At 56.8% G+C, this 20,619-nt stretch carries 11 protein-coding genes and 3 tRNA genes; 7 read left to right on the top strand and 7 right to left on the bottom strand.

The annotated features are described in order from the left end of the window. The first annotated feature begins 8 nt into the window (after nucleotides 1-8). The 4 genes from recC to recD all read left to right on the top strand — a co-directional run bounded on the left by recC (nucleotide 9) and on the right by recD (nucleotide 11,760). The gene (gene recC / locus C1N64_RS19215; RefSeq protein WP_054687109.1) at nucleotides 9-3,386 is read left to right on the top strand and encodes an exodeoxyribonuclease V subunit gamma; all 3,378 of its coding nucleotides are present in this window, start codon (nucleotides 9-11) and stop codon (nucleotides 3,384-3,386) included. Between the two features lie 99 nt (nucleotides 3,387-3,485). Continuing rightward, a complete protein-coding gene (gene ptrA / locus C1N64_RS19210) occupies nucleotides 3,486-6,374 on the top strand; it encodes a pitrilysin (protein WP_033739595.1) in 2,889 nt (962 codons plus the stop codon). Beyond that, a complete protein-coding gene (gene recB, locus C1N64_RS19205) occupies nucleotides 6,371-9,910 on the top strand; it encodes an exodeoxyribonuclease V subunit beta (protein WP_394515106.1) in 3,540 nt (1,179 codons plus the stop codon). Before ptrA ends, recB begins: the two co-directional genes overlap by 4 nt. Further along, nucleotides 9,907-11,760, top strand: a complete 1,854-nt coding sequence (gene recD / locus C1N64_RS19200) for an exodeoxyribonuclease V subunit alpha (protein ID WP_033739591.1) — start codon at nucleotides 9,907-9,909, stop codon at nucleotides 11,758-11,760. The genes recB and recD overlap by 4 nt, the downstream gene beginning before the upstream one ends. Before the next feature lie 34 nt (nucleotides 11,761-11,794). Here the strand turns inward: recD and argA are convergent, their stop codons facing one another. Continuing rightward, entirely contained in the window at nucleotides 11,795-13,123 is a 1,329-nt protein-coding gene (gene argA / locus C1N64_RS19195; protein ID WP_033739589.1) for an amino-acid N-acetyltransferase, read from the bottom strand. A gap of 233 nt (nucleotides 13,124-13,356) precedes the next feature. Between argA and amiC the strand changes: the two genes are divergently transcribed. Beyond that, entirely contained in the window at nucleotides 13,357-14,601 is a 1,245-nt protein-coding gene (gene amiC, locus C1N64_RS19190; RefSeq protein ID WP_033739588.1) for an N-acetylmuramoyl-L-alanine amidase AmiC, read from the top strand. A gap of 117 nt (nucleotides 14,602-14,718) precedes the next feature. On the opposite strand, the gene dsdA is transcribed toward amiC, so the two are convergent. From dsdA to C1N64_RS19170, 4 genes are all read right to left on the bottom strand, one after another. Further along, nucleotides 14,719-16,047, bottom strand: coding sequence for a D-serine ammonia-lyase (gene dsdA / locus C1N64_RS19185; protein ID WP_033739587.1), 1,329 nt, complete (start codon nucleotides 16,045-16,047; stop codon nucleotides 14,719-14,721). Between the two features lie 176 nt (nucleotides 16,048-16,223). Next, a tRNA-Met gene (locus C1N64_RS19180) sits at nucleotides 16,224-16,300 on the bottom strand. A gap of 61 nt (nucleotides 16,301-16,361) precedes the next feature. Continuing rightward, a tRNA-Met gene (locus tag C1N64_RS19175) sits at nucleotides 16,362-16,438 on the bottom strand. A gap of 62 nt (nucleotides 16,439-16,500) precedes the next feature. After that, nucleotides 16,501-16,577 (bottom strand) — tRNA-Met (locus tag C1N64_RS19170). A 204-nt stretch (nucleotides 16,578-16,781) separates the two neighbouring features. On the opposite strand from C1N64_RS19170, the gene mltA reads away from it, so the two are divergent. Together mltA and tcdA are read left to right on the top strand one after the other, a co-directional pair. Next, nucleotides 16,782-17,930 carry a murein transglycosylase A gene (mltA, locus tag C1N64_RS19165; RefSeq protein WP_033739585.1) on the top strand — a complete coding sequence of 383 codons (1,149 nt, stop codon included), beginning with the start codon at nucleotides 16,782-16,784 and terminating at the stop codon, nucleotides 17,928-17,930. 49 nt (nucleotides 17,931-17,979) lie between these two features. Next, nucleotides 17,980-18,780, top strand: coding sequence for a tRNA cyclic N6-threonylcarbamoyladenosine(37) synthase TcdA (gene tcdA, locus C1N64_RS19160; RefSeq protein WP_006120786.1), 801 nt, complete (start codon nucleotides 17,980-17,982; stop codon nucleotides 18,778-18,780). Between the two features lie 106 nt (nucleotides 18,781-18,886). Here tcdA and csdE read toward each other — a convergent pair whose 3' ends face one another. Next, a complete protein-coding gene (gene csdE / locus C1N64_RS19155; RefSeq protein ID WP_033739583.1) occupies nucleotides 18,887-19,336 on the bottom strand; it encodes a cysteine desulfurase sulfur acceptor subunit CsdE in 450 nt (149 codons plus the stop codon). Nucleotides 19,337-19,338: 2 nt separating this feature from the next. Next, complete coding sequence (gene csdA, locus C1N64_RS19150) at nucleotides 19,339-20,547, bottom strand: cysteine desulfurase CsdA (protein ID WP_033739581.1); 1,209 nt, start codon at nucleotides 20,545-20,547, stop codon at nucleotides 19,339-19,341. Nucleotides 20,548-20,619 lie beyond the last annotated feature (72 nt).

The raw sequence follows: 20,619 nt of genomic DNA, 5'->3' as shown, positions 1-20,619 counted from the left end.
GAGTTTGCATGTTTCACGTTTATCACTCTAATCAGCTTGATCTGCTCAAAAGCCTGGCAGCGAGAGTGATTAAACTGGATCCGCTTGACGATCCCTTTGCGTCAGAAATGGTGCTGGTGCAAAGCCCGGGGATGGCGCAGTGGTTGCAGATGGAACTGGCGCGCACCTTTGGCATTGCGGCAAATATCGAATTCCCGCTCCCGGCCAGCTTTATCTGGGAAATGTTTGTGCGCGTCCTGCCAGACATTCCGCCGGAGAGCGCCTTCAGCAAAGCCAGCATGAGCTGGAAACTGATGCATCGTTTACCCACGTTGCTGCTGCAGGACGAGTTTGCCTCACTGCGCCATTATCTGAGTGACGACGGAGACAGGCGCAAACTTTTTCAGCTCAGTGCCCGCATTGCCGACCTGTTTGACCAGTATCTGGTTTACCGCGCGGACTGGCTTAACAGCTGGGAACGCGGTCAACAGATCGAGGGCCTGGGAGAGGCGCAGGTGTGGCAGGCCGCGTTGTGGCGTGATTTAGTCGACTATACCGACGCGCTGGGCCAGCCCAAATGGCATCGTGCCAACCTCTATGCGCGCTTTATTACCACGCTTGAGCAGGCACAAACCCGACCTGATAACCTGCCGCAGCGGGTGTTTATCTGTGGTATTTCAGCGCTGCCGCCGGTCTATTTACAGGCGTTGCAGGCGCTGGGGCGGCACGTTGATATCTATCTGCTGTTTACCAATCCCTGCCGTGATTACTGGGGCGATATTCAGGACTATGCGTTTCTGGCGAAGCTACAAAGCCGCCAGCGGCGGCGTCATGACCGGGAAGAATATCGCGGTTTATTCAGTGATGTGGCGCGCGCGCCAGCCCTGTTTAGTGAGCAAGGGGAACAACATCTGACTAACCCGCTGCTGGCCTCCTGGGGCAAGTTAGGCCGCGATAACCTCTTCCTGCTCAGCCAGATGGAGCTGAACAGCGAAATCGATGCGTTTGTTGACGTCGAAGAAGACAACCTGCTGCACTGCATGCAGCACGATCTTCTTAATCTGCAGGACAGGGCAATCATTGGCCTGACGGCGGATGAACTGGCTTACAGTGGGCAGAAACGGCGGCTGGACCCGCAGGATCGCTCTGTTGCCATCCAGGTTTGCCACAGTGCGCAGCGCGAAGTTGAAGTGCTACAGGATCATCTTCTGGCATTGATGGAAGCCGATCCTGAGCTGAAAGCGCGGGATATTATCGTCATGGTGGCCGATATTGACGCTTACGCGCCTTTTATTCAGGCCGTGTTTGCAAACGCCCCGGCAGAACGCTATCTGCCGTTTGCCATTTCTGACCGTCGTGCCAGTCAGGCGCATCCTGCTATCGTCGCGTTTCTGCAATTACTGTCACTGCCGGACAGCCGGTTTGTCTCTGAAGATGTGCTGGCGCTGCTGGATGTCCCGGCCTTAGCGAATCATTTCTCGATTGACGAAAGCGGCCTGCGTCTGTTGCGTCGCTGGGTCAGCGAATCAGGCGTGCGCTGGGGGCTGGATGATGCCAGTGTGGAAGCGCTGGCTCTGCCGGTCACCGGTCAGCATACCTGGCGCTTTGGCTTGCAACGTATGCTGCTGGGATATGCAATGGAAAGCCAGCATGGCGACTGGCAAGGTATTCTGCCTTATGACGAATCAAGTGGGCTGGTCGCCGAACTGGCGGGCCATCTGGCCGAACTGCTGTCCCGGCTTAATCACTGGCGACAGGTCTTATCGGAGCCGCGCCCGCTGGAGGCCTGGCTGCCGCTGTGTCGCGAACTGCTGAATGCCTTTTTTACACCGGATACCGAAACAGAAGCGGCATTGTTGCTGGTGGAAGAGCAGTGGAAAACGCTGATTGAGTACGGTATGGACGCGCGTTTCAATGAGGCGATTCCGGTCGTGCTCCTGCGCGACGATCTGCGTGGGCGGCTGGATCAGCAGCGTATCAGTCAACGCTTTCTGGCCGGGCAAATCAATTTTTGTACCCTGATGCCGATGCGCTCGATTCCCTTCAGCGTGGTGTGCTTACTGGGGATGAACGACGGCGTTTATCCGCGCACCTTAGCGCCGCTGGGGTTTGATCTGATGCAGCAGCAGTCGCGCAAAGGTGACCGTAGCCGTCGTGATGACGACCGCTATCTGTTTCTGGAAGCCCTGATTTCCGCTCAGCAACAGCTCTATATCAGCTATATTGGCCGCGCTATTCAGGACAATACCGAACGTTACCCTTCGGTGCTGGTCACCGAATTGCTGGAGTATATCGGGCAAAGTTTTTACCTGCCTGGCGACGAGGACAGGGAACTGGATGACAGCGCACAGCGGGTACGGGCACACCTGGAACATTTACACAGCCGGATGCCGTTTGCGCCGGAAAACTTCCAGCCTGCGTCAGCGGCACACAGCTTTGCTCGTGAATGGCTGCCTGCCGCGCAGGGCACCGGTCAGCCCCAGCCTGATTTTGTTCAGCCGCTGAGCACACCGCCTGTAGAGACATTAGCCTTCGAACAGTTTCTGCGCTTCTGGCGTCATCCGGTTCGGGCCTGGTTTCAGCAGCGCCTGGGGGTCAATTTCTGGCTTGAAGAAAATGAACTGCCCGACAGTGAACCCTTTGCTCTGGACAGCCTGGAGCGCTATCAAATCAATGCGCAGCTACTGAATGCGCTGGTAACAGGGGAGGACACCGATCGCCTTTATGCCCATCACCGCGCCGCCGGCAATTTACCTTATGGGGCGTTTGGCGAGCTGTTCTGGCAGGCTCAGCGCGAAGAGATGCAGGAGGTGGCCGCAGAGGTGATCACTCAGCGCAGTGAGGGTGAAAGTCGGGAGATCAATCTGGCACTGGCGGGCGTCACATTAACCGGCTGGTTAACCCAGGTGCAGAGCGATGGCCTGCTGCGTTGGCGACCGGGTGTGCTGAATATCAATGACGGTTTATTACTGTGGCTGGAACATTTAGTTTATTGTGCACTGGGTGGCGACGGTAAAAGTCGGATGTTTGGCCGACAGCACAGCTACTGGTGCTTCCCTGCCGTGCCGCCGGACGAGGCGACTGATGCGCTGGCGCGCTATATGCAAGGCTATCTGCAGGGCATGCGCGAGCCTTTGATGTTGCTGACCAAAAGCGGTGGTGCCTGGCTTAATGCGTGTTTTGACAAGAAAAATCATCAGTTTATGACAGATGAGGCGACACAGCTCAAAGCCCGTAACGCTCTGCTTGCCGCCTGGGTCGGCGGTTACCAACAGGAAGGTGAGGGAAGCGATCCCTACCTGCAACGGTTATGCAGGGCACTGGATGAACCCCGGATACAGCAGATAACCGACGCGGCTGAATGCTGGTATTTACCGGTACTCCAGGCGCATCAGGACGACCGGTAAGCGACCGCTGCCGGGTAATGAAAACATCAAAAAGTTTGTTGTACTTTCAGCCGTTAATGCGCTCGCAACGCGGCTTTTGGGTAACGTAAGAGGTTTTACATGCGCACACATGCACGCTTGATCGCCGCCATTCTGCTGGGCTTACTGGCGCTGGCGGTACAAGCCGAAACCGGCGCCGGCTGGCAGCCTGTCAACACGCCCATCGGGAAAAGCGAACAGGATCCGCGTCAGTATCAGGCCATCACGCTGAATAATGGCATGACGGTGCTGTTGGTTTCAGATACTCAGGCGCCGAAATCCCTTGCTGCGCTGACATTGCCCATTGGCTCACTGGATGATCCCGCGCAGCAGCCCGGCCTGGCGCACTACCTTGAACATATGGTGCTGATGGGCTCAACGCGTTACCCACAGCCTGACAGCCTTGCCGATTTTCTCAAGAAACACGGTGGCAGCCATAATGCCAGCACCGCCTCCTGTCGCACGGCTTATTACCTCGAAGTCGAAAACGATGCGCTTGAGCCTGCCGTCGATCGTCTGGCCGACGCGATTGCCGAACCCTTACTGGATCCGGTCAATGCCGATCGGGAACGCCATGCGGTCAATGCGGAGTTGACCATGGCACGGTCCCGTGACGGTTTGCGCATGGGACAGGTCGGGGCTGAGACGATTAACCCGGCGCACCCGGCCGCGCATTTTTACGGCGGCAATCTGGATACCCTGCGCGATAAGCCCGGCAGTAATCTGCATCAGGCGCTGCTGGACTTTTACCACACGCACTATTCAGCCAATCTGATGAAGGCGGTGATCTACAGTAATAAACCGCTGGCAGAGATGGCGACCATCGCCGTGAATACGTTTGGGCGCGTGGCTAACCACAATGCCAGCGTTCCCGCGATTACCGAGCCGGTCGTCACGGAAGCCCAGCAGGGCATCATTATTCACTATGTGCCGGCGCAGCCGCGTAAGCAGTTAAAAATCGAGTTCCGTATACCGAATAACAGTGACCGCTTTCGCAGTAAAACGGACACGCTTATCAGCTATGTCATTGGTAACCGCAGCCCCAATACGCTGGCCGACTGGCTGCAAAAACAGGGCCTGGCCGACGGCGTCAGCGCGGGGGCCGATCCGGTGACCGAGCGCACCAGCGGCGTGTTCTCCATCAGCGTGTCATTAACGGACAAAGGTCTGGCACAACGTGATGAGGTCGTCGCGGCTGTTTTTAGCTATCTCGCGATGCTGCGCAAAAACGGTATCGACCAACGCTATTTCGATGAAGTTTCGCATGTGCTGGCGCTGGACTTCCGTTATCCGTCAATCACCCGCGACATGGACTATATTGAGTGGCTGGCGGATACGATGCTGCGTGTTCCGGTTGAGCACACGCTGGATGCCCCTTATCTGGCCGATCGCTACGATCCCGCGGCTATCAATGCTCGTCTGGAAAGCATGACGCCAGCGCAGGCGCGAATCTGGTACATCAGCCCGCAGGAACCGCATAACAAGCTGGCCTATTTTGTGAATGCGCCTTATCAGGTTGATAAGATAACGGCCCAGACGTTGACGCAATGGCAACAGCGTGGCCAGGCGATTCAGCTCGCCATGCCGCGCTTAAATCCCTACATTCCCGATGCGTTTACCCTGGTGTCGACTGACAAAACCTACCGTCATCCGGTTAAGCTCGACAATGATTTCGGGATGCGTATTTACTGGATGCCAAGCCAGTTCTATGCCAGCGAGCCAAAGGCCAGCATCACCGTCGCGCTGCGAAATCAGCAGGCGATCAGTGATGCGCGTCAGCAGGTGCTGTTCGGCCTGAATGATTATCTGGCAAGCCTGGCGCTGGATGAACTGAGTTCCCAGGCGTCTATTGGCGGCATCAGTTTTTCAACCAGCGAAAACGATGGTCTGGTCTTTAATGCCAGCGGCTTCACACAACGCCTGCCTGACCTGCTTAAGCAGTTAGTTAATCGCTACAGCACTTTTCAGCCCAGCGAGGCACAGCTACAACAGGCCAAATCCTGGTATCTGGAGCGTCTGGATGCTGCAGAGAAAGGAAAAGCCTTCGAGCAGGCGATCCAGCCTATGCAGCTCTTATCCCAGCTGCCTTACACGCAGCGAGACACGCGCCGTAAGCTGGTCAAGGGGATTACACTGAAGGATGTCGTGGCCTATCGCGATGCCTTAATTAAAAATGCCACGCCAGAAATGATGGTGATCGGTAACCTGAGTGCTGACAGTGTGACGCAACTGGGACGCGAGCTGAAACAGCAGATGCAGTGCGACGGTACGCACTACTGGCACAGCAATTACCTCAGTGTCGAAAAGCCGCTTAAGGCGAATCTGGAGCAGCACGGCAGCAGCACGGACTCTGCGCTGGCGGCGCTCTATATTCCCCTGGGTTATGACGAATACCAGAGTATGGCCAACAGCGCGATGCTCAGTCAGATTGTCCAGCCGTGGTTCTATAACCAACTGCGTACCGAGGAGCAGTTAGGTTATGCCGTGTTTGCGTTCAGGATGCCGGTAGGGCGTCAGTGGGGGATTGGCTTTCTGCTGCAAAGTAACAGTAAACCACCCGCTTATCTGATGCAGCGCTATCAGGCGTTTTATCCCCAGGCGGAACACCGCCTGCGCTCGATGAGTCAGGCCGATTTTGTGCAGTATCAGCAGGCCATGATCAACGATTTGAAACAGCGTCCACAAACGCTGAATGAAGAGGCCGACCGTTACAGCCGCGATTTTGATCGGCAGAATTACGATTTTGATACCCGACAAAAGCTGATGGAGCAGGTTCAACAGCTTACCCCTGCCGGACTGGCGGACTTCTTTCACCAGGCCGTCATGCAGAAAAAGGGCATGGCAATGACCTCTCAAATCGCCGGTAGCGGCGAGCATAACATCGCCTTCGCACCGTTACCGGGCTGGCGGACCTGGCCAGAAATCGCCAAATTACAGCAGTCTCTGCCGGTCAAGAGTGAAACACCATGACGGCGTCCAGACCTGAACCGTTAAACCCCCTAACGCTGCCCCTCAACGGCGAGCGGTTAATTGAAGCCTCAGCGGGCACCGGTAAGACCTTTACGATTGGTCTGCTCTACCTGCGTTTGTTATTAGGGCTGGGGGGCGAGAACGCCTGGCGCAGGCCGCTGTCAGTCGAAGAGATCCTGGTGGTGACTTTTACAGAAGCCGCCACGGCGGAGCTGCGCGGCCGTATTCGTGACAATATTCATCAGCTTCGGCTCGCCTGCGTGCGGGGTAAAAGCCATAACACCATGCACCAACAGCTGATTGAGCAGATAGCGGATTTGCCCCAGGCGGCCTCGCTGCTGCTGGCGGCTGAGCGGCAAATGGATGAAGCGGCGATTTTTACCATTCATGGTTTTTGCCAGCGCATGCTCAACCTGAATGCCTTTGAGTCAGGCATGTTGTTCGAGCAGGAACTCATCGAAAACGAACAAACGTTACTCCGCCAGGCCGCGGCGGATTTCTGGCGTCGCCAGTGTTATCCCCTGTCACTGGATGTGGCCCGGGTGATCGCGGCGGAGTGGAGCGGCCCGGACAGTTTGTTGACGACGTTACGGCCCTGGCTGCAGGGGGAATCCCCCAGGCTGAAGCGTCCGCCTCGCGCAGACGAAACGCTGGCATCACGTCATACCGCTAACCTGCAACGCATCCAGGCCCTCAAGCAGCAGTGGCAGACTGTCTGTGCCGATATTGAAGGGATGATCGCGGCTTCCGGCGTCGACAAACGCAGCTACAGCAGTAAGCACTTACCTAACTGGGTGGCGAAAGTGACTCAGTGGGCACAGAGCGATACGCTGGATTACCAGTTTCCTAAAGAGCTTGAACGCTTTGGCCAGCAGGTGCTGCACGAAAAAACCAAAAAGGGCGAGGCACCGCAACATGCGCTGTTCGATGCCGTCGATGGCTTTCTTGCCGAACCGCTGACGCTCCGCGATATCATCATCTGGCAGGCGCTGAGCGAGGTGAAAGAAACGGTGCAGCGGGAAAAACGGCAGCGTGCCTTGCTGGGATTTGACGATCTGTTAAGTCGTCTGGATGAAGCGCTTCAGCAGCCGGGCGGGGCGCTGCTGGCCGAAACTATTCGTGGCCGTTTCCCGGTGGCCCTGATTGACGAGTTTCAGGATACCGACCCGCAACAGTACCGAATCTTCCGTACGCTGTATATTCAACAGCCGGATGTGGCGTTGCTGCTCATTGGCGATCCCAAGCAGGCGATCTATGCGTTTCGCGGCGCAGATATTTTTACCTACTTACGCGCCCGTAGTGAAGTTAGTGCTCACTATACGCTGGAGACGAACTGGCGCTCATCGCCCGCGATGGTGAACAGCGTCAACCGCCTGTTTTCACAGGTTGACGCACCCTTTTTATTTTCTTCCATTCCGTTTCTTCCGGTCAGCCCGGCTGCCCCGAATCAGGCGTTAACGCTGGTTTACCATGATCAGCCCCAGCCTGCCTTGCGCTTCTGGCTCCAGCCGGGCGAAGGTGTTGGAGTAAGTGATTACCAACAATTTATGGCCCAGCAGTGTGCGGCCGATATCAGCCGCTGGCTGGCGGCCGGTCAGCAGGGCAAGGCGCGGTTAGGGAAAGGCGATGCACTGCAGCCGGTTAAGGCCTCGGATATCACCGTACTGGTGCGTAGCCGCAATGAAGCCAGTCTGATTCGTGACGCGCTGAATAAGCTGGCCATTCCGTCGGTCTATCTTTCCAGCCGCGACAGCGTTTATACCACGCCTGAAGCGCGCGAGCTGTTATGGCTGTTGCAGGCGGTGCAGTCACCTGAACAGGAGCGACTGCTGCGTAGCGCGCTGGCCACGTCCATCTTTGCTATCGATGCCGCCCAACTTGATGCGCTGGCGCAAAACGAACGTGAGTGGGATGCGCTGGTAGAGCAGTTTGTCAGCTGGCAGCAGATCTGGCAGCAACGTGGCGTACTGCCCATGTTGCGCGATGTAATGATTAAACGGCAGTTGGCGGAAAATATGCTGGCTTCCGAAAATGGCGAGCGGCGCTTAACCGATCTGATGCATCTGGGCGAATTACTGCAGGAAGCGGCAACGCAGCTCGACAGCACGCATGCTCTGGTGCGTTTCCTGGCACAGCAAATTGCCCGCCCTGACAGCCAGGCCGCCAGTCAGCAGCTGCGTCTGGAAAGCGATCGCCATCTGGTGCAGATCGTCACGATTCACAAATCCAAAGGCCTGCAGTATCCGCTGGTCTGGCTGCCGTTTGCGGCCGGATTTCGCGAAGCGGCCAGCGCCCTGTATCACGACCGTGAAAGTTTTGCTGCCATGCTCGACATACAGGGCGATGCACAGAGCCTGACGCTGGCGGAAGAGGAGCGACTGGCCGAGGATTTACGGCTGCTCTATGTCGCGCTGACGCGCTCGGTTTACCACTGCAGCGTGGGTATTGCGCCCCTAATCAAAGGCGCGCGTAAAAAAGAGGGCGACAGCGATCTGCATAAGAGCGCGCTGGGCTACCTGGTACAGCGCGGTGAGAGCGGCGATGCCGCCGTGCTCAGTCACCATCTTGAGGCGCTCGCAGGCGAAGGGATTGAGGTGATACGGAGCGAGCTGCAGCCCGGCGCGAAGTGGCAGGACAGCGAACACCGCGAGAACGCGCTGAGCAGTCGGGAAATGACCCGAGCGCTGGCGGACAGTTGGCGCGTCACCAGTTACTCCGGATTACAACAGCACGGCAGTTCCCCCCTGCTGGATGCTTTGCCGAAATTCGATATTGATGCTGCTGGTGAGGCGGTCGAGGATGAAGAGCCCTTGTTAACGCCGCACCACTTCCCCCGCGGTGCGGCTCCCGGCACGTTTCTGCACGGGCTGTTTGAGGCCATGGATTTCACTGAGCCGCCGGACGCATTCTGGCTGGAGGATCAGCTTCAGCAACAGGGCTATTCCCTGAACTGGCTGCCCGTGATTCAGCAGTGGATCGCCCGCGTACTGACCACGCCGCTCAACAAAGACGGCTTAACCCTGGACTGCATCCGCAGCGCTGATCGGCTGATTGAGATGGAGTTTTACCTGCCGATCAACCGCCTGCTGACGGCTGCCGATCTGGATGCGCTGATGCGCCGGTACGATCCACTGTCGCAGCGCGCTGCCGCGCTGGATTTCCGTCAGGTGAGAGGCATGTTAAAAGGCTTTATTGATTTGGTATTTCGCTGGCAGGGAAAATATTATCTGCTGGATTACAAATCGAACTGGCTGGGTGACAGCCATACCGCGTATACGCAGGAGGCGATGGCGCAGGCCATGATCGACCATCGCTATGACCTGCAATATCAGCTGTACACACTGGCGCTGCATCGGTATCTGCAGCACCGCCTGGCGGGCTATGATTACCAACAGCATTTTGGCGGCGTCTTTTATGTATTCCTGCGCGGGGTGGATGGCACCTCTGCCGATAACGGCATCTTTACCACTCGTCCCGATCCCGCCTTTATTGAGGAACTGGATGCATTGTTTGGTCATACAGAGGAGAGCTTATGAGTGATATAAACGCCTTGCTGCTTCAGGCAGTCGAAAAGCGTTTACTGCGTCCTCTGGATATTCAGTTTGCCCGCCTGATTGCAGATGAGACGCAACCCTTTCGGTTGCTGGCAGCGGCCTGTGTGAGTGCCGACGCGGGCGAAGGACATGTCTGCCTGCCGCTGGCTAACCTGAATGAGGCTGGACTGTTCTCCGGTCGTCAGCCCGCACTGGCGCAGGCATTGTGGCAGGCTGCAGGCGCGCCTGATGAAGCGGAGCGGCATGCACAGCTGGCCAGCTGGTCAGCTGTGAGCGATGGCCGTGTTGTGACGCCCCTGGTGCTGAGTCACCAGCGTTTATACCTGCACCGGCTCTGGCAAAGTGAAGGCCAGGTTGCCCGGTTTTTCTCATTGCAGCCGGATAGCGGGACGTTCGATTCGCAGCAGGCACGAGATGTTCTGCAGACGTTATTTGGCCGTCAGCCTGACGACTGGCAAAAAATTGCTGCTGCGGTGGCACTGACCCGTAAAACCGCCGTTATTTCAGGCGGACCCGGTACCGGCAAAACCACGACGGTGGCGAAATTGCTGGCGGCGCTGATTCGCCTGAATCCCGAACCTCTGCGCATACAGCTGGCGGCACCGACAGGGAAAGCGGCAGCCCGTCTGACCGAATCCCTGGGAAAAGCCCTGCAGGGACTGGCGGTGGACGATGACGAGCGTGCGCGTTTTCCTGCTGAAGCGACCACGCTGCATCGCCTGCTTGGCGCACAGCCTGACTCGCAGCGCATGCGCTACCATGCGGGTAACCCGTTACACCTGGATGTGCTGGTGGTTGATGAAGCGTCGATGGTTGATCTGACGATGATGGCAAAACTGATTTCCGCCTTGCCGCCTCACGCCAGAGTGGTGTTTCTGGGCGATCGCGATCAGCTGGCTTCGGTTGAAGCCGGAGCGGTGTTGGGGGACATTTGTCGTTGCAGCGAAACCGGCTTCAGTCCGGCGCGCGCCGCACAACTGGTGACGCTTACCGAATGTGCGCTTACGGGCAGCGATGACGATACCGCGCCTGCCGTTCGCGACAGCATTTGTCTGCTCCGCCAAAGTTACCGCTTTGACGAAAAGTCCGGTATTGGCCAGCTTGCCCGCACCGTCAACCAGGGCGATGCGCGCCAGATGAGTAAGGTGTTCGCCGCCGGACATGCTGACCTGTCTTTTCAGCCGCTGAATGACGGTGAGGCATATCAGACCATGCTGAACGAGGTGGCGCAGGGCTATCAGGACTATCTGGATGCCGTTCAGCGTCAGGCTGCGCCAGAACAGGCCATTGCGGCATTTAGCCGTTATCAGCTCCTGTGTGCCCTGCGTGAAGGGCCATTCGGTGTGCACGGATTAAATCAGCGCATCGAACAGCGTCTGATGCAGCTGCAGCGCATCCGGCGTCCTGCACTGGGCAGCCGCTGGTATCCGGGACGTCCGGTGATGATCACCCGCAACGACAGTGCCCTGGGGCTGTTTAACGGCGATATCGGCATTACGTTGCGTGATGCTGAAGGGCAACTCAGGGTGTTTTTTCCGTTGCCAGACGGCAGCGTGAAAGCGATTCAGCCCAGCCGTTTGCCGTCTCATGAAACGGCATGGGTGATGACGGTGCACAAGTCGCAGGGTTCAGAATTTGATCATACCGCGCTGGTCATGCCGACGCAGTTTTTGCCGGTCCTGACCCGTGAGCTGGTTTACACGGCCATTACCCGTGCACGCAAACAACTGACCCTTTACAGCGATCGCGCGATATTTGAACGGGCAGTCCAGTTGCAGACGCAGCGGCGAAGTGGCCTGGTGGAAAGGCTGGGGGCGGAAACGCAGGGATAACAGGTCGGGCGGCGGGATGGCCGCCCGGCTGCCATCAGGTTAAATCGGCCATCAGCACCTTGGAACGGCGCTGGTAGTTGTACATCTCTTTCTTACTCTCCGGCAGCGACTCGATATCCACCGGCGTGAAGCCGCGCTCCTGGAACCAGTGGATACTGCGTGTGGTTAACACAAACAGTTTTTCCAGCCCCATCTGCTTCGCCTGAAGTGCAACGCGTTGCAGCAGCAGCTCTCCGCGTGAGGAGCTGCGGTAATCCGGATGGACCGCAACGCACGCCATTTCGCCAATCTTTTCATCCATAAACGGATAGAGCGCGGCGCAGGCGATGGTCAGGTTATCCCGCTGAATGATGGTGAATTTGTCGATCTCCATTTCCAGCTGTTCGCGTGAACGGCGTACCAGAATCCCTTGCTGCTCCAGCGGACGAATCAGCTCCAGAATGCCACCGATGTCGTTGATCGTGGCCCGACGAATCTGCTCGGCGGACTCCATGACAATCTGCGTACCAATGCCGTCGCGCGAGAAGAGTTCCTGTAACAGGGCGCCGTCTTCCTGATAGCTGATCAGATGGCTGCGACGGACGCCGCTGCGACAGGCTTTAACGGCGCCACGCAGAAAGCGCACCGTGCCAGACAGAAAATCGCCATCGCGTTCCATTTCATCAATGCGTGCCTGAGCGTCATTGGGAAATAACTCCGAAACAATGTTGCCTTCACGATCGATTACGCCCTGTTCCGAGCAGAAGCCAATCATTTTTTCTGCTTTAAGCTTAATTGCCAGCTGCGTGGCCACTTCTTCAGAAGTCAGGTTAAAACTTTCACCGGTCACTGACACGGCCACCGGACCCAGCAGCACAATGGCATCGTTGTCGAGCTGGCGGTGAATAGCCTCTTCATCGATACGACGAATGCGACCGCTGTGACAGTAATCGACGCCGTCATCTACGCCGAGCGGCTGGGCAATGATAAAGTTGCCGCTCACCACGTTGATATGCGCGCCCTGTAACGGAGTGTTATTCAGGCTCATGGAAAGGCGGGCGGTAATATCCAACTGAAGACGGCCTGCGGCCTGCTTTACCAGCTCCAGTGACTGCGCGTCGGTCACGCGGGTATATTTGTGGTAAGCCGGTTCCAGCTGGTTTGCGGCGAGGCTGGCATCAATCTGCGGACGTGCGCCGTACACGACGACTAAACGAATGCCAAGGCTGTGAAGCAGGCCAATATCGTTGACGATGCTGGAGAAATTTTCATGCTCAATGGCCTCACCGCCAAGCATGATGACAAATGTCTTATCCCGATGCGCATTGATATAGGGAACGGTATGGCGAAAACCCTGAACCAGTTCAGTACTACGTTCCTTCACGGCTAACCCTCAGTGAATGTTTATTCGTATTTTCTGTATTTTTATGCCTTTGGCGGCCATTTTGCAAGCGCTAATCCTGACGTTTATTTACGTTTTTTCAGGTGATAACGCCGCTAACAGACTGCATTATTTAGAGTTTCCGGGGTGACATCGTCAGCCGGATTGGATAAAGTTTTCGCCGCCATTTTATTTGGTTGCCGTTTTTTTAAACACGATATAACAGCTGGAGTGGCATGTCGGAAGGTCATCCCCTTATTTCACGTAGACGATTATTAAAAGGTACTGGGGCACTGCTGCTGCTCAGCGTAAGCGGTGTGGGCATCGCGGCCACCAGCCATATTATGGCGGTTCGCATCTGGCCCTCTTCAACCTATTCGCGCATGACGCTGGAATCCAATGTTGCCCTTAAGTATAAGCAGTTCGCACTGACGAATCCGGACCGGCTGGTCATCGACATTGAGAACCTGCACCTTAATTCGGTCCTTAAGGGCGTTAACCAGCACGTCAGGGTGGACGATCCTTTTATCAAAAACGCCAGGGTCGGGCAGTTCGATGCCAATACCGTGCGGGTGGTGCTGGAACTGAAACGCAACGTCTCGCCAAAAATCTTCAGCCTTGCACCGGTCTCCAGTATTCAACACCGGCTGGTGGTCGATCTCTACCCCAGCCAGAATACGGTAGAAGATGATCCGCTGCTGGCATTACTGAAAGATTACAACCAGGGCGATCTGGATAAAAATGAAAGCGTTCAGCCGCCGTTACCCGGTAAAGCCGGGCGCGATCGCCCCATCATTATCATGATCGATCCTGGCCATGGCGGGGAAGATCCGGGCGCGCACGGTAAATACAAAACCCGTGAAAAAGACATTGTGTTGAAGATTGGCCGCCGCCTTAAGGCGCTGATTGAGAAAGAACACAATATGAAGGCGTACATGACGCGTAACGAGGATGTGTTTATTCCCCTGCGGGTTCGCGTGGCCAAAGCCCGTAAACAGCGGGCCGATCTGTTCGTCTCCATTCATGCGGATGCGTTCACCAGCCGGGCCGCACGGGGCTCCTCTGTGTTTGCCCTTTCGACCCGGGGGGCGACGTCAGCCGCGGCGCGTTTTCTGGCGCAAACCCAGAATGAATCCGACCTGATTGGCGGCGTCAGCATGAGTGGCGATCGCTATCTGGATCACACCATGTTTGATATGGTGCAGCGCCAGACGATCCATGACAGCCTGAAGTTTGGCAAAGAAGTGCTGCACCGGATGGGGCGGATTAACCATCTGCACAAACGCACTGTGGATCAGGCCGGTTTTGCGGTGCTGAAGGCACCGGATATTCCCTCGATCCTGGTGGAAACCGCGTTCATCAGCAACGTCGAAGAAGAGCGTAAACTCCGCACCACGCGTTATCAACATCAGGTCGCCGAGGCCATTCTGGAAGGCATTAAGGCCTATTTCAAAAACGGGGCGGCGCTGGCACACCGTTAAGCTGCCGGGCAGGAAAAATCACCCGCCCGGCCTTATCTGCTGTCAGGGTTTGCCGTCAGAAGCGGAACAGGGACCGGGTTGCGTGGCGTTCCTGTCTCGCCGACGATGTGCGTCCACTTAGCGGCCTTTTGCCAGGTAGTGCGCCATTTCCTGTTCCGGCACCATGCCGCCGCCCGTCGCCCAGACCAGGTGAGTGGCCTGTTGTAACTGTGTTGGGCTGAAGTCGTGCAGCGCGTGATAGTGCGCTGAACCACATACGTGCTGTGGACCGATCATCCCGGCCAGCGCAGAAGGTTCAAGCCGCAGACCTTCTTCCTGCGCCAGCCAGCCGAGCATGTCGTACATGCGCGCATCATCAAGTGTGTAAATGCCATCCAGCAGACGTTGCATGGCTCTGCCCACAAAGCCGGACGCCCGGCCTACCGCCAGACCATCCGCAGCCGTGACATTATCAATACCTATGTCCTGTACGGAAATGCCGTCGTGTAAGCCCGTTGTTATGCCCAGCAACATGCAGGGCGAATGAGTGGGCTCCGCAAACAGACAGTGAACATGGTCACCCCATGCCAGCTTCAGGCCAAACGCGACGCCGCCGGGGCCACCGCCCACGCCGCAGGGCAGGTACACAAATAAGGGATGTTGGGCATCAACCACGCGACCCTGTTGTTCAAACTGCGCTTTCAGCCGTTGGCCTGCGACCGCATAACCTAAAAACAGCGTGCGGGAGTTTTCATCGTCAATAAAGAAACAGTTGGGGTCCGATGCGGCCGCTTTGCGTCCTTGCCCGACCGCCACGCCGTAATCCTGTTCATATTCCACCACCGTTACGCCATGGCTGCGCAGTTTTGCTTTCTTCCATTCCCGGGCATCCGCCGACATATGAACGGTTACGTTAAAGCCGAGGCGGGCGCTCATGATGCCAATCGACAGCCCGAGATTGCCGGTCGATCCCACGGCAATACGGTACTGGCTAAAAAACTGCCGAAGCGTGGGGGAGAGCAACGTGCGGTAATCCGCCTCCGGGGACAGCAAACCGGCAGCTAATGCCAGTTTCTCGGCATGATTCAGGACTTCATAAATGCCGCCACGCGCTTTGATGGAGCCAGAAATCGGCAGGTGGCTGTCTTTCTTCAGCAGCAGTGTGCCTGCAATTTTCTGGCCGTACGCCTGTTCCAGCCGGGCCTGCATGGCGGGGATCGCGACCACATCCGATTCGATTATACCGCCCGTGGCGGCGGTTTCAGGAAAGGCCTGAGCCAGCAAAGGCGCAAACCGCTTCAGGCGGGCATGGGCGGCTTCAACGTCCTGCTCTGTCAGACCCACAAAGGGCAGGGCGTCGGCGACGGTTGTGGTGACAGGATTGAACCAGATGGTTTCTTTCAGCGCGATCATATCCGCAACCGTCGGATACTGTGCAGCAAGTGCAGCAATGTTGAAGGTATTCATAACAGACCTTGTCGTGTCCGGATGAATCATAAAAGCAGAAACGGGTTGGCCAGAGCAAGATCTGTTGCGACATTCGCGTGCGGTCTGATCTCACTGCGTGTCTGAGCGGTAAAAAGGAGAGGGGGATTGACTGACGGAGGCCAGAAACAAAAAAACACCTTCTCAGGTGTTTAAAGTGGTTGCGGGGGCCGGATTTGAACCGACGACCTTCGGGTTATGAGCCCGACGAGCTACCAGGCTGCTCCACCCCGCGTCCGATTGCGCATAGCGACTTTCACATTGTCCCTTCTGAGTGAGCATTATCTCAGAAGAATTGGTTGCGGAGGCCGGATTTGAACCGACGACCTTCGGGTTATGAGCCCGACGAGCTACCAGGCTGCTCCACCCCGCGTCCGATTGCGCATAGCGACTTTTCACATTGTTTCTTCTGTCTGAGCAAAACTACAGAAGAACTGGTTGCGGGGGCCGGATTTGAACCGACGACCTTCGGGTTATGAGCCCGACGAGCTACCAGGCTGCTCCACCCCGCGTCCGTGGATGCGCACTATACTCCGCACGATGATTGTTGCAACCCCTTTTTGCCCTAAAAGGCTAAATTTGCTGTTAATTGCTGAAGGATTCCACCAATTGGTGAATTATTGCACCGATATCCGTTATGACGAAAGAGGATGGATTTCATTCTGATGACGGCTTTGCTATCGTCGCGTGGCGAACACTTATAAAAAGAGATGAAGATGAAAGGACGTTGGGCGAAGTACGCACTTACTGGCGCATTTTTAGCGCTTCTGGCGGGCTGTAGTTCTAAGCCGACCGATCGGGGTCAACAATATAAAGACGGAAAACTTGATCAACCCTTAGCGCTGGTTAATCAACCTAACGCCAAAGGCCGTCCGGTTAACGGCAGAGATTTTGGGCAACAGATTCAGCAAATCCAGGCGGCCGCTTCGGGTTTGTTTGGCCGTAACAACAGCACTTACAGTGCGGTTGAAAACTGGCTGATGGCGGGGGGCGATACACGACAGTTGCGCCAGTTTGGGTTAAATGCGTTTCAGATGGAAGGCACCGATAATTACGGTAACGTCCAGTTCACGGGCTACTACACGCCGGTCGTTCAGGCACGCTACACGCGACAGGGCGAGTTTCAGTACCCTATTTACCGCATGCCGCCGCGCAAACGCGGTCAGAAATTACCCAGCCGCGCATCAATATACAGTGGGGCGTTAGACGATCGCTACGTGATTGCCTGGAGTAACTCACTCATTGATAACTTTATTATGGATGTGCAGGGCAGCGGCTATGTCGATTTTGGTGACGGACGTCCGATGAGCTTTTTTGGTTATGGCGGCAAAAACGGCTGGGGTTATCATAGCATCGGTAAAGAGCTGATCGACCGGGGCGAGGTCAAGCGTGAAGACATGTCAATGCAGGCCATTCGCCAGTGGGCTGAGGAACATTCACCCGAGGAAGTGCGGGCGCTGCTAGAAACTAACCCCTCCTTTGTCTTTTTCAAACCCGAACCTTATGTGCCGGTACGTGGCGCGAGCGCGGTACCGCTGGTGGCGAAAGCCTCTGTGGCATCCGATCGTTCACTGATTCCTGCCGGAACGGTGCTGCTGGCGGAAGTGCCGCAGCTCAATGAAAAGGGCAAATTCAACGGGAAATATGAAATGCGGGTGATGGTGGCGCTGGATGTCGGCGGCGCGATCAAAGGCCAGCACTTCGATATCTATCAGGGCGTAGGGCCAGATGCTGCCCATCTGGCGGGGTTCTATAACCATTATGGTCGTGTGTGGGTGCTGAAATCGGCACCGGGAGCCGGTCAGCCGCTGTTCAGCAACGCGCAGAGCAGCAACAACGGCAGCCTGCTGTTAGGCGCTAACTAAATTTTGAAGCGGCGGGCGATCGGGCCCGCGCTCAGTAACAGGTTCAACTATGAAAGTGTTAAACGATGCCTGGCACCAGCGATTTGGTGGCACGGCACGTCTTTATGGGCAGTCGGCGTTGCAGCATTTCGCTGATGCCCACTTCTGCGTGATTGGTATTGGCGGCGTGGGCTCCTGGGCTGCCGAGGCACTGGTAAGAACCGGCATCGGCAGGATTACCCTGATCGATATGGATGATGTCTGTATCACCAACACCAATCGTCAGATACATGCGATGAGCGGCAATGTGGGTAAAGCCAAAACGGACGTGATGGCCGAGCGTCTGCGCGCCATTAATCCTGACTGTGAGGTGATCTGTATTGATGACTTTATCACCCCGGAAAACACGGCGACGCTGCTGACTGCCGATATCGACTATGTAATTGACGCTATCGACAGTGTGCGCCCCAAGGCGGCGCTGATTGCCTGGTGTCGACGCAATAAGATTCCCCTGATCACCACGGGCGGCGCAGGTGGGCAAATCGATCCCACGCAAATCCAGGTGACTGACTTAGCGAAGACCATCCAGGATCCGCTGGCGGCTAAATTACGCGAGCGGCTTAAACAGCTGGGCGTGGTAAAAAACAGCAAAGGCAAGCTGGGCATCGACTGCGTTTTCTCTACAGAGGCGCTGGTTTATCCGCAGGCGGATGGCTCGGTTTGCGCCTCACGCAGCACAGCGGAAGGGCCGAAAAGAATGGATTGTGAATCCGGATTTGGCGCAGCCACGATGGTCACCGCCACCTTTGGCTTTGTCGCCGTTTCGCATGCCCTGAAGAAATTTCTGGCACGGGCCGCGCGCCAGGCGTAATGCTAATCTGCCGTGCAACGCGGTTGTACGGCTTTAGCCCGCGTTTGCCAGGCCGCCAGCCTGACCTGATTAGCTAAACACTGGCCGACGACTGCGCCATGAGCGGTTAACCCAGCGCCCGTTGCGCATGCTGCTGGACGGCATCGGCCAGCGCTTTCAGGCCGCTACTGCGTGAGGCGCTAAGCTGCGCACGCAGGCCCAGCGATTCAAACAGATCCAGCGGATCGGCCGCCAGTAATTGCGCGGGCGTCTGGCCTTCAACAGCGGTGAGCAGCACGGCCAGCAAACCACGAACGATGCGACCTTCGCTGTCACCGTAAAAATGCAGGGAACCTTCTTCCCGGATCTGGCTGCCCAGCCAGACGCGATTCTCGCAACCACTCAGCTCACTGTCCGGTGTTCTTAATGCGTCAGGTAAGGCCGGCAACTGTCGGCCAAGTAAAATCAGCTGCCGGTAGCGATCCTCCCACTGCCGACAGTGAGAGAAGGTTTCTTTCAGATCCGCAGGCGTAATTTCAACACCGAACGGATGCGGGGCAAGCAGGGATGCGTGCATGATTAAAACTCCGATAACAACGCGACAGCGCTGTGCATAGCGCGCAGCAGCGCATCGACGTCCTGTAAATTATTATAGGGGGCAAACGATACGCGCAGCGTCCCCTCAACGCCCAGTGCCGCCATTAACGGTTGGGCACAATGTTGACCCGCACGTAAGGCGATCCCATGCTCTGCCAGCAGTGTCACGATATCGCTGTGATGAATTCCCTGAATGTCGAAGGCCAGCAGGCTGGCCTGGCCACAACGGAAACTGCGAAAGCCCGGCAGTTCTGCAAGCTGTTCCTCGGCCAGACTGGCTAACTGCTGGCTCCAGATCTCCGCTTTAGACATATTATGCTGTTGCAGCCAGCTCAGCGCGGCACTCAGTCCGGTCACGCCCGCCACGTTTGGCGTACCGGCCTCAAAGCGCCAGGGCACCGGCTGGGGCGTAAAGCCGGTGAAGTCGACCTTCGTCAGCATCTTACCGCCGCCCTGCCAGGGGGCCATCTCTTCCAGCAATTCCGCTTTACCGTACAGCACACCGATGCCCAGTGGGCCATAGAGCTTGTGGCCGGAAAAGGCATAGAAATCAATATCCAGCGCCTGTACATCCGGTGGGCAATGTACGACGCCCTGCGCGCCATCGACCATAACTTTTGCGCCTGCCGCATGGGCAAGAGCGATGGCCCGGGATAAATCGGGGCAGCCGCCTGTGACATTGGACATCTGACCCAGCGCGAGCAGACGCGTCCGGTGAGTGATCAGTGAGGGCAGCACGGCGATATCGGGCAGGCGATCCTCACCGATTGGCCATTTTACCACGCGCGCGCCCGTGGCCTGTGCGACCATGAGCCAGGGAACCAGATTGGCGTGGTGCTCGGCTTCGCTGACGAGGATTTCATCGCCGGGCTGTAAACGCGGGGCTAACCAGCTTTGCGCCACCAGGTTAATGGCTTCGGTGGTACCGCGCGTCCAGACAATCTGCCGGTCGCTGGCGGCATTGAGCCACTGCGCCACCTGGCCCCGCGCCTGCTCATACTGCTCGGTTAACCGGCGAGCCGCTGCAAACTGGCTACGATGAACCGTACCGGCGCTCAGGCTGTAGAACTGCTGAGTCGCCTCGATTACCGCCTGCGGTTTTAGCGTGGTGGCGGCGCTGTCGAGATAAACACCCGCGTCGCTCAGGGCAGGAAACTGCTGCCGGAATGAAGAAGGATTAAAGGCACGCATACATAGCTCGTTGTTAATTATCAGACTCAGGCTGAAAGATGGATGTCTGTCTGGCAAAGCTGGAAAAGCGGG

This window comes from Pantoea sp. SGAir0215, from assembly GCF_043543215.1.
Note: the sequence above shows the minus strand (reverse complement) of the source record. Positions and strands in the feature narration are given on the sequence as shown.

Coding starts and splice junctions, on each gene's coding strand:
- recC (WP_054687109.1), top strand. CDS start 9: ATGTTTCACGTTTATCACTCTAATCAGCTTGATCTGCTCAAAAGCCTG.
- ptrA (WP_033739595.1), top strand. CDS start 3,486: ATGCGCACACATGCACGCTTGATCGCCGCCATTCTGCTGGGCTTACTG.
- recB (WP_394515106.1), top strand. CDS start 6,371: ATGACGGCGTCCAGACCTGAACCGTTAAACCCCCTAACGCTGCCCCTC.
- recD (WP_033739591.1), top strand. CDS start 9,907: ATGAGTGATATAAACGCCTTGCTGCTTCAGGCAGTCGAAAAGCGTTTA.
- amiC (WP_033739588.1), top strand. CDS start 13,357: ATGTCGGAAGGTCATCCCCTTATTTCACGTAGACGATTATTAAAAGGT.
- dsdA (WP_033739587.1), bottom strand. CDS start 16,047: ATGAATACCTTCAACATTGCTGCACTTGCTGCACAGTATCCGACGGTT.
- mltA (WP_033739585.1), top strand. CDS start 16,782: ATGAAAGGACGTTGGGCGAAGTACGCACTTACTGGCGCATTTTTAGCG.
- tcdA (WP_006120786.1), top strand. CDS start 17,980: ATGAAAGTGTTAAACGATGCCTGGCACCAGCGATTTGGTGGCACGGCA.
- csdE (WP_033739583.1), bottom strand. CDS start 19,336: ATGCACGCATCCCTGCTTGCCCCGCATCCGTTCGGTGTTGAAATTACG.
- csdA (WP_033739581.1), bottom strand. CDS start 20,547: ATGCGTGCCTTTAATCCTTCTTCATTCCGGCAGCAGTTTCCTGCCCTG.